Annotated in this window: 11 protein-coding genes; 3 read left to right on the top strand and 8 right to left on the bottom strand. The window is 43.8% G+C overall.

All coding sequences use genetic code 11. The features are described from left to right. Positions 1-266: 266 nt before the first annotated feature. Positions 267-1,316, bottom strand: a complete 1,050-nt coding sequence (locus QMA41_RS12775) for a porin (protein WP_281629845.1) — start codon at positions 1,314-1,316, stop codon at positions 267-269. Positions 1,317-1,320: 4 nt separating this feature from the next. After that, positions 1,321-1,749: a hypothetical protein gene (locus QMA41_RS12780; RefSeq protein WP_281629846.1), complete on the bottom strand. Its 429-nt coding sequence runs from the start codon at positions 1,747-1,749 to the stop codon at positions 1,321-1,323. A gap of 123 nt (positions 1,750-1,872) precedes the next feature. Here QMA41_RS12780 and QMA41_RS12785 point away from each other — a divergent pair, with 123 nt between their 5' ends. Continuing rightward, positions 1,873-4,521 carry an ATP-binding protein gene (locus tag QMA41_RS12785; protein WP_281629847.1) on the top strand — a complete coding sequence of 883 codons (2,649 nt, stop codon included), beginning with the start codon at positions 1,873-1,875 and terminating at the stop codon, positions 4,519-4,521. Here QMA41_RS12785 and QMA41_RS12790 read toward each other — a convergent pair. Next, positions 4,504-4,956 (bottom strand): cytidine/deoxycytidylate deaminase family protein, encoded by a 453-nt coding sequence (locus tag QMA41_RS12790; protein WP_006960656.1) that lies wholly within the window; start codon positions 4,954-4,956, stop codon positions 4,504-4,506. The two genes, QMA41_RS12785 and QMA41_RS12790, sit on opposite strands and share 18 nt — an antisense overlap. A gap of 953 nt (positions 4,957-5,909) precedes the next feature. Here QMA41_RS12790 and QMA41_RS12795 point away from each other — a divergent pair. Continuing rightward, positions 5,910-6,674 (top strand): TerC family protein, encoded by a 765-nt coding sequence (locus tag QMA41_RS12795; protein WP_281629848.1) that lies wholly within the window; start codon positions 5,910-5,912, stop codon positions 6,672-6,674. 46 nt (positions 6,675-6,720) lie between these two features. Here the strand turns inward: QMA41_RS12795 and QMA41_RS12800 are convergent, their stop codons facing one another. The 4 genes from QMA41_RS12800 to QMA41_RS12815 form a co-directional block, all read right to left on the bottom strand. After that, positions 6,721-7,998, bottom strand: coding sequence for a cytosine deaminase (locus QMA41_RS12800; RefSeq protein WP_281629849.1), 1,278 nt, complete (start codon positions 7,996-7,998; stop codon positions 6,721-6,723). A gap of 9 nt (positions 7,999-8,007) precedes the next feature. After that, complete coding sequence (gene codB / locus QMA41_RS12805) at positions 8,008-9,246, bottom strand: cytosine permease (RefSeq protein WP_095561452.1); 1,239 nt, start codon at positions 9,244-9,246, stop codon at positions 8,008-8,010. Between the two features lie 1,130 nt (positions 9,247-10,376). Beyond that, positions 10,377-11,600, bottom strand: a complete 1,224-nt coding sequence (locus tag QMA41_RS12810; RefSeq protein ID WP_281629850.1) for a biotin/lipoyl-binding protein — start codon at positions 11,598-11,600, stop codon at positions 10,377-10,379. Continuing rightward, positions 11,600-11,923 (bottom strand): hypothetical protein, encoded by a 324-nt coding sequence (locus QMA41_RS12815; RefSeq protein ID WP_006960661.1) that lies wholly within the window; start codon positions 11,921-11,923, stop codon positions 11,600-11,602. Before QMA41_RS12815 ends, QMA41_RS12810 begins: the two co-directional genes overlap by 1 nt. 126 nt (positions 11,924-12,049) lie before the next feature. On the opposite strand from QMA41_RS12815, the gene QMA41_RS12820 reads away from it, so the two are divergent. Next, positions 12,050-13,033: an AraC family transcriptional regulator gene (locus tag QMA41_RS12820; RefSeq protein ID WP_039952061.1), complete on the top strand. Its 984-nt coding sequence runs from the start codon at positions 12,050-12,052 to the stop codon at positions 13,031-13,033. 45 nt (positions 13,034-13,078) lie between these two features. Here the strand turns inward: QMA41_RS12820 and QMA41_RS12825 are convergent, their stop codons facing one another. Then, on the bottom strand, positions 13,079-13,774 hold the full coding sequence (locus tag QMA41_RS12825; protein WP_281629851.1) for a hypothetical protein: 696 nt from the start codon (positions 13,772-13,774) through the stop codon (positions 13,079-13,081). Between the last annotated feature and the right edge of the window lies 1 nt (position 13,775).

Raw genomic sequence — 13,775 nt, forward strand, 5'->3', positions numbered from 1 at the left:
GAGTGAGCAGAGATAAAAAGTGTTTTAATTATGTAATTTTTATGCGGCAGGATTGTAATACCTAACATCTTATTCTGCTAGAAAAAATAATTGCAGAGTAATTGGCTGGTTTTGTTACGATTTAGTCATGGTTTATTGTCGATATGACCTATTGACTTTTACAGGGCGTGTTACTTATTTTTCGATAAAAAATACTCAACACACAAAAAGTATGCAAAGCTTATTGTAAAAACTGAATGTATGTTGATCTGTAGCACGTAAACTACTTAAAAGGTAAACGACAAACCTATAGACACCAAGTCGACCTTAGAAGCAAACGATTCACTCGTGTTTTGTGGCAAGGTGAACTGGCCGCTGATCACGTTTTTTCGACCTTGTATTTGTTGCCACTCAAATGAGGCGTTGAATTGAGGTGTAAAATCGTATCTGACCCCGAGTAAGTAGCTATTACTCTCCTTGGTTCTTCTTGATTGCCCATATTGTATGTAAGGCGTAAACATATCGATTCGATAGTCTATACCCGCATACCAGTTAGCGCGTATATCTTCAGAAAGCACTGCCTCTGTCTGGAGATGCCAATTACCAATCGTATGGCTTGCCCCAAAGCTGACTAAGTGGAGGTTAAAGCATACGTCTGGTTGGTTAGCAAAAATCTGTCGTGCCTCAACATCGGTATAAGAGACATGGAGCTGGCTGTCTTCTATATAGATATCTGCACTGAAGCCATATGCATTTTTCACGTCTAAGGTGAAAGAGCGTCCATAAAGTTCGTAATTCTCCTCGTTATCCAGAGCGTAGAAGGGGGTAAGGCTGAGTTGAAATTGCTCAAACAACTCGAAGTTAAACTCCGCAGATGCACCTTCAAAATGGGTGATACCTAGATTGCCCCCATAGACATCTATGGGCAATCGTAACCATGGATAGGCGCTGGAGACGTAGTAGTACTCAGACATAATAAACATCGGTGACCTCAATCGTCCGACTTTATAGCGGTGCCCTGAGTCTGAATACTCGATAAAGGCTCTCTCTAGAATTGGGGATGAGAAAGTGTCCTGAGGTCGCTTGAGCACTTGTAATACTGAGCGCAGCTCATTACTAATCTGCCAATCCAACTGCAGACCGAAAGTGGTATCACAATCGAAACACCAGTCATCGGCGATATCGCGGCCATAGAACACAGGCGTATTGTTATCGCTTTTGGCAGCAGCAACGGTACCAAAGCCGCTTAGATTCAGCTCGTTAGCCAGTTGAGTTTGAGCGGTAACAGGGCAGCTAGCCAGTGCGATTATTAAAAATGATTTTTGTTGTAGCTCCATAATCCTAGCCTTTATTACAGAGTGTAAAGAGGACATTAGCTTGTTCTGGAATCATATCGACTGGAACATAGGCTATGCCGTTGGGATGCTCGCTCAGCCATAAGGTAATATTTTTCATTGAAGTGTGAGCGATTTCGTTGGGGGCTGGTGTTTTGCCTGAAAAGCTTTGGCGTGCCCAAATAGCGTTCATCTGGGCTGGGCTTTTATTCAATAACGAATAGTAAAAATCTTGGCGTTGTGTGGAGTTTTTAGGGAGATCCATCAGCCTAATAGGTTGACCGCCAATACTTGAAGTACGGCCTCGATAGAGCATTTTAACTTGATTAGAGCGCAATACGTTTATCTCTGGGTTCAGGGTGACGATGGCAAAATTACATGCCAGAGACTGAATACAGAAAAGTAGTAATGCTAATGCTGTCAAATGCTTAAGCAAATATATCCCTTGTTGCTCGAAAAAATCACCTTAATTTTACTCTTGTTAATAAGAAGCGAATTTAATATGAACTAATATTATAGGCCTAGTGGTTCAAAAAATGATTCGAAGGAACGAGTCTCAATGCTCCTCACTAACATATCAATAAAAAGTCGGTTGTTGATTTTATGCCTTATTCCTACATTAGTTATTATTTTGTTCACCGCCAATACGGTAGTGCATATTCAGGACAGGCTTCACAGCTACGCGGTTATCAATGAAAAAAATCAGACACTAAGGCATTTGTCTGCCTTTTCTCGTTACGTCTACGAAGCGCTTGCACTCCGCATTGAAGGGCAAAGCGCAGCCATTGCGCTTGGGATGGCGCAGCAATCGTTGAATTCAATAACGAGCGTGACGCACGCTGAAGAACACGTTAGCGGCAGTATGATCCAGTCGAATCACACTTTGAGCTACATTGAGGAACTCAACGATCTCCTACCTGAGCTCGCCACAGTCAGCTCTCACGGAAGCTTAGAGCTAGGTCGGCTGATTTACGCGGTTTTGTATGATCTGTACAGTGACGTTCAGTCCATTGAAAGCCATAGCACCGAGCTAAAAGTGCATAAACTTGATCTTGTATTGAGTGACCTCAGCTGGCTGTACTTTTGGATGGAGCAAGAGGCATGGTTGGCCCAGGAAATAAAAGGTATTCGCCTTTCTTATGCGGAGTATGCCACCGAGTATTTCAAGATCAGCGAAAGGCAGCAATTTTACCTCGATAAGTTCATCAATTTAGGGGCAGATTCTGACCAGATAAACACGCTACTTAACATTTTCGCGAGTCGCGATTTCCAGCGTGGTAGTTATTACAAACAGCACATGTTGCTTAATGAGGGGAGCCGTGGACGCCTTGGGGATTTTGCACTTGCGATCGAGCAACGTAATGCCCTGGTAGAAAAACAACTTGGCCTGTTTTCATCAAAATTGCACGAAGAACTGCAGAGCAGTATTCAGCGCAGTGAAAACACGCTTCTCGTCATCGCTATTGGCGGTTTCATTGTGTTCTCCGTGATGTTTTTTTGGGGAACGAGTACGCTTTATCGTATTAATTCCAAGCTGGCAAAAATTCTCTCTGTAATGGGCAGCATGCGTAATAGCCGCAGTACTGAATTAGTGTCTGTGGATGGCAAGGATGAGTTCTCTAAGTTTGCTCGTAGCATCAATTATCTCATTCAGGCTCAGAAAGACCATGAACGGGATCTAGTCGTCGCCAAGGAAAATGCAGAGGCTGCCAACCAAGCAAAAAGCGTATTTTTGGCTAACATGTCTCATGAGATCAGAACTCCGCTCAATGGCATTATCGGCATGGCCGAGATCCTATCGGATAGTCGTCTTAATTCCTCGCAAAAAGATATTCTCAGTGACATTGATGTTTCTTCTCACGCGCTATTAGTACTTATCAATGACATTCTTGACCTGTCGAAAATCGAATCTGGCAACCTGACTTTATCTCCCAGTCATGCGGATGTTCGTGAAGCGGTTTTTGAAGCGATGAACATGGTCAGTACTAAAGCTCTTAAACAGCAAGTTGAACTCAGAGCAACGTTGTCTCCAGATATTCCGGATAGTTTGTACATTGACGAATTTCGTTTTAAACAGATCTTGATGAACCTGCTTAGTAACGCAGTGAAGTTTACCCAAGATGGTTCTGTATCTGTGGTAGTCAAGCTCATGAATGAAGGTGAAAAGGCGTATTTGCACTGCAGTGTGGTGGACACTGGAGTGGGAATAAATGAAGAGAAATTGGAAGAGATCTTTGAGCCATTTACTCAAGAAGATGGCAGCATTACCCGTCGTTATGGAGGCACTGGCTTGGGGTTAGCGATTTGCCGTCAAATTGCTGAATTAATGGGAGGCAGTATTACAGCAAGCTCCACGCCTGGTCTAGGTAGCCGCTTTAGCTTCGTCATACCTGCGCAATCTGTTGTTGAAACGAGTAAGGACAAAGCAAAGGGAAAAGCTTTGTTTATTGTAAATGACAGCAAATATGAGTCGTTGATAAAGAGTGAAGCGGAGCGCTTTGGTTTAGCAGTGACAGTTGCTGAGAGCACTCATGAAGTGACGATGCTTGATGAACAGTTTGATTTGATTTTCTATTGTTACCATCCACATCACAGCTCGCGCCGCGATTTAGCATCTCTTAGAGCTCGTTTTAATTTTTCAGAGATCATCGGCCTGCAGCATCACTTATTTATGTTGCCGGATGCAGAAGCGCTTGTATCATCTAATCTGACTTTGCCCTTCTTGGGAAGCCGATTTGAAGCAGCCATCATCAAGGCTCTCAATTCTATCCAGATCAATACCAGTTACTCTGATAATGAACGCTCCCAGCCTTACCCAATAAATGAAAGCCGTTGTGTGCTGATTGTCGAAGATAACTTGATGAATCAGAAGATTGCTAGCTTCTTTCTCAGCAAAGTTGGAATGAATTACCAGATTGCCAGTAACGGCGCAGAAGCGGTGAATATGTTTCAGTCGGGGCAATTGTATACGGCAATTCTGATGGACTGCATGATGCCAGTTATGGATGGCCTGACAGCAACGCGTAGCATCAGAAAGTGGGAAACAGAGCAAGGACGAGACAGAACGCCTATTATCGCTTTAACAGCGAGCGTCCTGCCTGAAGAGATTGATAGTTGCTTTGAAGCGGGTATGGACGCCTACTTACCTAAACCGTACAAGTCCCAGCAACTGTTTGACACGTTTGAACGTTTACACGTTGTCTTGTAAATCTTCTAGCGGTAGCCAGTTTACCTTAACGCCTGCTTGAAGGAACATATCTTGGCTGATTTTAATTTTCTCCCCCCAACGAGACAGGAAGTCTTCGGTCTGCTCAGGACAGTGGACTGCTGAAATACCTGTCTGGATAATTTTGGCTGCGCAGTTAGGGCAAGGGAAATGCGTGACCCAAATTTCACATCCGTCTAAATCACGCTTAGCAAAAAGAATAGCGTTTTCTTCTGCATGAAGTGTTTTGAGATACTTCATCTCTCTCTCATCGGTCATCGCACTATCGGAGATTCCATGTGGGTAGCCGTTGAACCCAACTGAAACGATACGGTTTTGCTTCGTGATGACAGCGCCAACCTGAGTCGAAGGGTCCTTACTCCAAGAGCCCACAAGGACAGCCATCTGATAAAAGCGTTGTGCCCATTTAGAAATCATTCAGTCATTCCTCTAGGAAAGAAAACCCTGTTTAGGGAGATAAACAAACGTAATGTGATAGAGATCAGGTAATAATATCCTAATTTCGGCTGAGTTAGTCCAGTAAAATTCAGTACCTTAGCGATTTCAGAAAATGATAGCGCGCCACAAATGTGATTTACATCTCGATTTTTTGCTAACAAGGTGTTCCGATAGAGGAGTAAACGACCATGACTCTTGTGCGAGATCTCTTACAAATACGTAAGTTTAATGATGGTAAAATGCTAGGAAACAGTCATTGCTTTATCTTAAGGTATTGATATTATTTTATTATTTTAGTTTTTTACATTCGGGCCGATATCATATTAGACGAAATCGACCATTGTGAAAAAGCGCTACTGACTTAATCTTAAGTTGTCAGCAGGAAGCAGACACGGAACAGGAAAGACCCAAGGATAGGTCATCTTCAGGACGAAGATTCGATTATTCAGGACGAATGGTCGGCATGGAAAGCAAAGGACATTGGCTGGACGCTAGTAACTAGGATGGTTACATCAAGGAAAGTTAATGGACGCTTAAAGGAATAAGGCAATTTCTATCAGGACGATAGATTTAGGACACCGCTTAAGGATAAAGCGATGAGAGTTAGCGAGGATAGCTAACGGGCTGGATTGCCGAGGACACCGCTAGGAAGGCGATGATAAGGAAAGTGCTGAAGGAATCAGCGTACTATCAAGGAATAGATGCAGGGAGCACCTAATAGTAGCCGGATTGCTGCGAGTAAGAATAAGCCCCACTAGGCGAAAGCTTAGTGGGGTTTTCTTTTACGAATTGTTACAAATAGCGCTATTGTGAATTACCTTGGCGAGTGGTTTACTGACGATCCCTAAGCAATAAAGGTAACAAGCTTAAATGGACGACCCCTTTAGTCGACTGAACACACTTCTGGCTTCTTCATCCGAGGAGGCAACCCTATGTTAGAACTTTTCATGCAACCCGAAACTTGGGTTATCTTCGCAACACTTTTCGCACTGGAAATAGTACTTGGTGTCGATAATGTTGTGTTTATATCTGTGCTTTGCGAACGCCTATCCGCTCATCAGAGAAAACTAGCCCGTAACTTGGGTATTTCGTTGGCTGTTATTGCTCGAATTGTCCTAGCCTTCTCGATTTCATGGGTAATGTCGCTCACACAGCCTGTATTGGAAATCATGTCATCGAGCTTTACTGGGCGTGACTTGATAATGATCGCAGGTGGCGCCTTTTTATTGCTGAAAAGTCTCAAGGAGCTTTGGGCCTGGCTAGCGCACCAAGAAGCGGGACATTCAACTCATGTACGAACTGGGCTGGCTGTGGTTTTGCTACAGATAGTGGCTGTGGACGCCGTTTTCTCGATGGATTCTGTGATTACTGCGGTTGGATTGACGAGTGAAGTGCCCATTATGGTTGCTGCCATTCTCTCTTCAGCGGTGGTTATGGTTCTAACCGCGGAAAAGATTAATAACCTAGTGAGCCGTTACCCTGGATTTAAAACCTTAGCCCTGCTGTTTTTAGTGCTACTTGGTGGATTGTTGATGGCAGAAGGTTTCGCTATCCACATCAACAAAGGGTACGTCTATTTTGCGATGGCATTTGGCTTAGTTCTTGAACTGTGTCATATCCGAATAAAGAAAAAGAATGCTATCCAAATAAATCGAATTCGACCATTTAAGTTGAAAGTCGGCACGACAACGTTGTAAATGATAAAGGGAAGCTCAAGCTTCCCTTTTTTGATTCTAACTAGCGTTATCGCTGAAAAGTGATGCGCTCTTCACTGTCAAGGTGAATAGAGGTTACTGCCGGTTGAGTTTGTGCAATCACCTTACCATGGCGTATTGAGTAACGGACAGGCACTTGGCGTCGCACTGCATCAAATCCATTTTCGGCAGGCAGGATCAGCAAACTGCCAGGTTTACCTTCTTCTAACCCATACTTGTCTTGGATATTCAGCGTACGTGCTGAATTTGTGCTGATGAGATCCAATGAATTGTTGATTTGGTCGTAGCCCATTACCTGACAAACATGTAAGCCCATATGGAGCACTTGAAGCATGTTTGCTGTCCCTAAGGGATACCATGGGTCAAATACGTCATCATGTCCAAAACACACGTTGATGCTGGCTTTGAGCATATCTTTGACTCTAGTGACGCCACGGCGTTTCGGATAATCATCGAAGCGGCCCTGTAGGTGGATGTTGACCAGTGGGTTGGCAACAAAGTTAATACCCGACATTCTCAATAAGCGGAAAAGCCTCGACGCATAAGCGCCGTTGTAGGACCCCATCGCTGTTGTGTGACTGGCCGTAACCTTATCTCCCATCTCATACTTATGGGCCAGAGCGGCTAAGGTCTCGACAAAGCGAGATTGTTCGTCGTCAATTTCATCACAGTGCACATCAATCAAGCGGTCATACTTTCTTGCCAACTCGAAGACATAGTGGAGAGACTCAACGCCATACTCGCGAGTGAACTCAAAATGAGGAATCGCCCCGATCACATCGGCGCCGATCTTCACGGCTTCTTCAAGCAGTTCTTTGCCATTTGGGTAGGAGAGGATGCCTTCCTGAGGGAAAGCGACGATTTGGATATCTACCCACTCTTTCATCTCTTCACGCACTTCAACCATCGCCTTCAAAGCGACAAGTGTCGGGTCCGATACGTCAACGTGAGTACGAACGTGTTGAACACCGTTGGCAATTTGCCATTTCAGAGTCTGCTTTGCTCGATCTTTAACGTCTTCCACAGACAGCATTTCTTTGCGCTCAGCCCAGCGTTCAATGCCTTCGAAAAGCGTACCGGAAATATTCCAGCTTGGTTCTCCGGCCGTTTGAGTTGTATCTAAGTGAATATGTGGCTCACAAAATGGCGCAACGGCGAGTCCACCTTCTGCATCTAAAATGTCACCAGAGTGGTTAACGGCAATGTCGTTATCTAGGATCTGTTGAAATTGACCATTTTCAATCAGGATCTGTTTCAATCCTTCTTGACTTTGTAGTTTTGCATTTTTGATCAATAACTTAGTCATTATGCGTCCTTACGCGGATTGCGCGTTGAGTGTTTTCTTGTTTAAAAGTGGGTTGAGCACGACGTAACACAACGCGCCTCCCAGTACGGCATTGATTGGTACAACTCCAGGGATAAACTTACCTGCTGCAACACCTACTGCCACTGCTACAATACCAGCCCAATTCACGTCTTTGAATTTTGTCGTAGCAAAATTCTGGTAGCGTTTTCTATTCATCAAGAAATCCGCGATGATGACGCCACCAATCGGGGGAATGGCAGTCGATAGGAACGTTAGCCAGCCAACAAAGTTGTTATACAGCCACAATGCGAAGATAGTGCCCACGATACCGTTGATAATAGACATCATAGTACTTGAGCGTCCGGTGATGTTAGAAAAGCCTAACCCTGAAGCGTATAAAGCATTTTCATTGGTAGTCCAGATATTGAGCCCAAGTACGATGATTGCAGGTAGTAGTAGGCCTTGAGCAATCATGACGTCCGAAATATCTGCCATACCCGTCGCTGCTGCCCCTGCGGCTCCGAAGATAAACATTAGTGAGTTACCGATAAAGAAGGCGATCATGGTGACCAGTACGGCGCCAGCTGGTTTTTTACCAAAGCGAACAAAATCTGCGGTGAGTGTACCTGCGCTGACAAATGAGCCTACGACCATTGCTAATGCGACAGAGAAATCCATAGGCGTTTCTGGTTGAATAAGCTTGAGTTGTTCAAACCCGCCCACGCTATCGACGGCCATAGATACTGAGTAGCTGCCCAGAATTGCAATTGCAGGAACAGCAATCGCTGAAAGCACCATCAGCGCTTTAATGCCAAAGTAAACCGTCGCAGTCATTAGAAGGCCGGACACAATGATCAATGTATTGGTATCAATGCCTGTCGCTTTTTGAACGGGTATGGCGAACATCGCGACACCTACACCAAACCAACCGACCTGTGTGCCACCAAGTAAAGCAGAAGGAAGCCATGAGCCTTTAGTGCCAAATGAGAATCGAGCGAGAAGGTGAGTGGAGAGGCCAGTAGAAGACCCGATGTAGCCGAGGAAAGAAGTGTAAATACCGAGGATGAGGTTGCCAAAGAGGACTGCGAGAATAAAGTCATTGAATGAAAGGCCAGTACCGAGTGAGCCTCCTGTCCACATGCTTGCAGAGAAAAAGGTTAAGCCTAACATCACCATGGTGAGTGAAATGACGCCTTTTCTGGCCGTTGTTGGAACGGGCCCCAGACTGTAGTTGTTATCTTCGGACATCTATCACCTCCACAAATAGATAAAACAAACTTAAGTGAGTAAATTCTAGATAAACGGCCGCTATTATGGTGATAAATATCACGTGGTCAATCTAAATCCATAAGGGTTAACGTTTGCTTGGCTTTGTCTTGTAATTAAATTTATATAAAACAAAAGGATAGTTTTAATGTGAATTTAATAAAAAAAATATTAAAGATGATGTAATCGGTTTCTAAATGATATTTTTAGAGGGAGTTCTACTAAATTTGTACAAGTTTGTTATGAATTCATGTCTGTAAGAATGGCTTCATACGTTAGCTACGCCTAGTTTGTGTTCCAAACGTTTGTTGACGTGATTTTGAGTAATTTTGGTGTGGAAGTATTGAATAATGTCTGATTTTGAGGTGTTGGAAATGAAGAAAGCCTATAGTGGTTATTTATTACATTAAATCGTAAGAAATTTAATAGACAAGACAAAGATAAAAGAGAAAGCGTGCAATTATTGAGCGTGTCATTGCTATGTGATGATCATTGAACTGACACATCAATGTAGCAATCAAAGTTGATGATAAGTTCGTTGGCAACAGATAGAAAAAAAGCCAATCTCAATAAGTAAGATTGGCTCAAATAAGTGTGAACAAATTCGGTTCACTAACAACGTCAGTTGGCTAGGTGACCCTCGGCTTAAGAAGGGTCACTCTAGTAATTGCAGTATATGTGCCAACTTTTATAGTGCTTAATTGCCCACTATTTCACCACTAAATGCCGTTTTAGAAGCAAACGGTTGCAATATGAAATTGCATTTTGCAATTAACCTCAATATTGCTAATGACATATCACACAATTTAAGTGCTTAATCAAACCTTATTGGTATCGGCCCTTGTTTAGATTATTTCTCGTAACGCTTGTCATTCTTATCATTGAGAATGAAGCGCTGTTTTATCTAATCCCAAAAACAGGATAGTCGTACACTCTCGTATTGAGCGAGCAGGACTCATTTCGCAAAGGTGGAATTTGTAAAATAGAATGAAAATAAGAGTTTTGATGCATATCCAATGATAAGCTTAAAAGTGATAACAAAATCTAATGATTGGTGTAACGCTGGATGCAAATAAAAAGCTCGGGTTAACCGAGCTTTTTACAGGGGAGTGTCAAATAGAGTAGAAGTAGTAAAGCTGAGACTTCATACGAATGATGATTCCTCGGATGACATCAAGGAATGCCATAAAACCAACGGGCTTTTCGCCACTAACCCAAGCTAGCCCGACAGAACCGACGGGAATGTCATAGCCCTCGGTTTCTTCTATTTTCAAACGGACGAAGTGATGTTTGTTTTGTAAGTTCTTGCCCGTCGTCGCATGCACTGAGTCATCCAGACCAAGCAAATTGCTTTGTGATTCGCCAGTAGCTTCAACTATTCCCTCAACTTGAGCAGAAAAGATCTTACCTGGGTAGACTGAAGAAGAAAATTCAGCACTGTGTCCTGGTTTAACATTGCGAATCGCCTGATGATTGACTCGCATTAGGACGTATTTCTCATCTGTGTACATTTGCAGCCGAGGTAACATTGAGACACGCTGTCCCTCGCGCAAGATGAAGTTGGTAACAAAGCCATCAGCAGGTGCATGAACTTTGGTGCTGTCGAGCTCCCACTTTGCTTTTGCGAGTTTCTCTTGTGACTTTTTCCAATCAGCATGTTTAGATTTTACCGCTAATTCCGATTTCGCGATCGCGAGTTTGGCTTTTTCAGTGTCCACCTGTTTTGTTTTTAGCTTTGATTCTATGGTTGAGACGTTGTGTCGTGCCTTAGTGACTGCTGTTTCCTGCTTATCGATATCGCTCGCAGTGATGGTGTTGTTCACTACACGATTTTGCTCTCTGTAACGCTTTAACATTTTGTTTTGCAAACTGTAATCAGCTTTGGCAGCAGCAAGTTGGCTTTCTGTAGTCTCTAAATCCTGAACCATTGACTCGTACGTTGCCTGTGAGATTGAAATATCCTCAAATGCAACTTCAAGCTCCACCATCGCTGACTCTTCTTCTACTTTTGCCTGGTTATAGGTGATTTGGTATTGAGTCGGGTCGATCTCGTAAATCAGTTGGCCTTTCTTTACCTTTTGGTTGGGTTCAATGTAAATCTTGTCGACTTTACCTGTTACGTTAGGCGAATCGGGGCGTAACTGGATATGGGGGGATTGCACCACCGAACCACCAGAAAGATCCATTGGCGTATAGTTGATCAAACCCACCCAAACAAACATCAGCCAAGAAACGCCACCTAAATAGGCGAATGACTTAGTCGCGGTATTCCAGGGCATACCCACCAGCCTTAGCAGGTAAATAAAAAGTGCCCAGACAGCTAAACCTTCTAACATTAAGCCTCCTCCTGTTTATCTTTCGTGTTGGGGGCATGACGCCAAGTGTCGCGTAGGTTCACAATGGCTTTGTCCATATCGACGAAAGCGACAATGACTGCGACAACCCAAACCCAGTGCCAGATGAAACCAATCCATGTCAACGCCGTTATCAGTCCTATTTGATGATGATCTTTGCTATGGGCTTTGTTGATTGGTAGTTCGTGAAACTTCCAGAATCCAAACAGAGCTGCACCGACAGTCGCAATCAAGACAATAGTTGCGACGACATGTAATGCGGTGTCTGCACCGGTTCCCACGAACGGGACACTTAATAAACTCATTCAAGGCTCCTTTATTAATAAGGATCTGTATTGTGTTTCGGATTTGAAAATTAGCTTAGTATGTGACAGATTGATTCATATTAAATGTCTAATTGATGTGATCTGTATATGGATAAAGTGCGCTTTATGCGTGTGTTGGGAATTCGACATATTCATCAGGAAGCGAGGTCGCGCTACCAAATTGACGATGACGAACTAGTGATTCCGGAATCTGCGTTTCGCAATCCGATGACGCTGGTCCCAATGTTTGAAGTGAATCGCTGGTTTGAAAAATTAGAGGGCGTTACAGGAAACCCTGATGTGATTCTTGATATCAACCGTGATGTTGATGTTGGACAGATAGGTGTTATTTCTCACTGGCTTCTTTCTGGTAGTGATCTCGCATCGACCATTCGACGTGTGAATTATGGATTTAGTAGTCTGCAAAGCGGAGCGTTTCTATCTGCATCCCTGAGTGGTTCACTGATCAAATGGGCGTATCGGAATCCAATGATCGAACCTGAATGTAAAGTACACGACAGTGTCCGTATGGCGATGGCACTCACCAAGATCTTACGTACTTATCTTGGTCAGGATTTTTCTCCACTCAGAGTACAACTGTCTGGTTCTCGCAAGAATACACCTAAATATGAAGCATATTTTGGCTGTGAGGTGGAATGGAGTCACTCGTCCACGGAGATATGGTTTCATTCGGAGCTGCGTTTAGCGACCAAGCAGCAAGCGAGGCTGCAGAAAGGGCGACTGGCGATGAATTTTGCTGACTTGGACGAATTGCTTAATATGCCTGACCCAGAAGATGAAGTGAAAGTGATTTATGAAATTCTAAACTACAGTCGCCATTATGGGCTGCCAACGGTAGAAAATGTTTCTAGCTTACTCGGGCTGTCAGTACAGCAATTTCAACGTCGGTTGCGTAATTTAGGAATGAACTTCACCACGGTGAGTGGTTATGTACTGAGTAACATTGCGGTAGAGATGATGCGTCATGGTATCAAGATTGACGATATTGCTCAACGCCTTGGTTATCAGAATATCGCTAGCTTTAATCGCATGTTTAAAAAACATCGGGGTCTGACGCCAAACCAGTACGTACAGCGTTACTACCTTTAGGCACAGAAAACAAAAAAAGCGCCGCAATGGCGCTTATCAATCAGCTTAATCTTGAGGGCGCCAACCGAGCGCACTGGCAATCGCGCCTACCACTAAAGTATCTCGCTCATCATCGTTCAGCGAGTCAAGCATCTGGATTGTGAGTGCGCCATTAGTTTGCACAGCTGCGACTTCTTGTGTTCCACGCTCAAAGCTGTAGCCAAGTGGTGTGTCGACTGGCACAAGTAAGCCTTCACCAGTATGAATAGTTTTCACATTAAAATGGGTGGTGCCAATTCTTACCAAGCCTTTCTCTGTTTTATCGAAGCCGATATCCAATACACCTGCATCTGGCTCAATTTTGTACTCACCAACGCTTTTCTCATCTGAGCTGATATCGCAGATATAAGGATCGTTGCCACCGAACTCTACGCCCATGTAGTTGTATGAGACACCGCCACCTGTGCAGGTCAACACCCATGTTTTTCCATCACTGTTACGAGTCACTTCTGCCGCCATTTCTCCATCTTTAAAAGACAGTTTGTTGAACCACGTTGATGAAGAGGCGCTGCGAGAGTACTTACCTTTATACATACCAGCGATATCAAAAGTGCCTTCTCGACCGAGCTTCCATAAATTATTGTCGGTCTTTATGTTGATCTCTGGCTGAGCTTTGACAGCGGCCGATTTATCCATGATAGCGGTGCTACCACAAGCGATAAGGGCAAGCGCCATAGCGCTAACGAGTAGGTGTTTGTTCATA

Source organism: Vibrio sp. St2 (assembly GCF_947311885.1).
GTDB lineage: Bacteria > Pseudomonadota > Gammaproteobacteria > Enterobacterales > Vibrionaceae > Vibrio > Vibrio coralliilyticus.

Bases quoted from the DNA above. Each gene is read 5' to 3' on its own strand.
- QMA41_RS12825 (WP_281629851.1), bottom strand. From the start codon at position 13,774: ATGAACAAACACCTACTCGTTAGCGCTATGGCGCTTGCCCTTATCGCT.
- QMA41_RS12790 (WP_006960656.1), bottom strand. From the start codon at position 4,956: ATGATTTCTAAATGGGCACAACGCTTTTATCAGATGGCTGTCCTTGTG.
- QMA41_RS12815 (WP_006960661.1), bottom strand. From the start codon at position 11,923: ATGAGTTTATTAAGTGTCCCGTTCGTGGGAACCGGTGCAGACACCGCA.
- codB (WP_095561452.1), bottom strand. From the start codon at position 9,246: ATGTCCGAAGATAACAACTACAGTCTGGGGCCCGTTCCAACAACGGCC.
- QMA41_RS12775 (WP_281629845.1), bottom strand. From the start codon at position 1,316: ATGGAGCTACAACAAAAATCATTTTTAATAATCGCACTGGCTAGCTGC.
- QMA41_RS12800 (WP_281629849.1), bottom strand. From the start codon at position 7,998: ATGACTAAGTTATTGATCAAAAATGCAAAACTACAAAGTCAAGAAGGA.
- QMA41_RS12795 (WP_281629848.1), top strand. From the start codon at position 5,910: ATGTTAGAACTTTTCATGCAACCCGAAACTTGGGTTATCTTCGCAACA.
- QMA41_RS12810 (WP_281629850.1), bottom strand. From the start codon at position 11,600: ATGTTAGAAGGTTTAGCTGTCTGGGCACTTTTTATTTACCTGCTAAGG.
- QMA41_RS12785 (WP_281629847.1), top strand. From the start codon at position 1,873: ATGCTCCTCACTAACATATCAATAAAAAGTCGGTTGTTGATTTTATGC.
- QMA41_RS12820 (WP_039952061.1), top strand. From the start codon at position 12,050: ATGCGTGTGTTGGGAATTCGACATATTCATCAGGAAGCGAGGTCGCGC.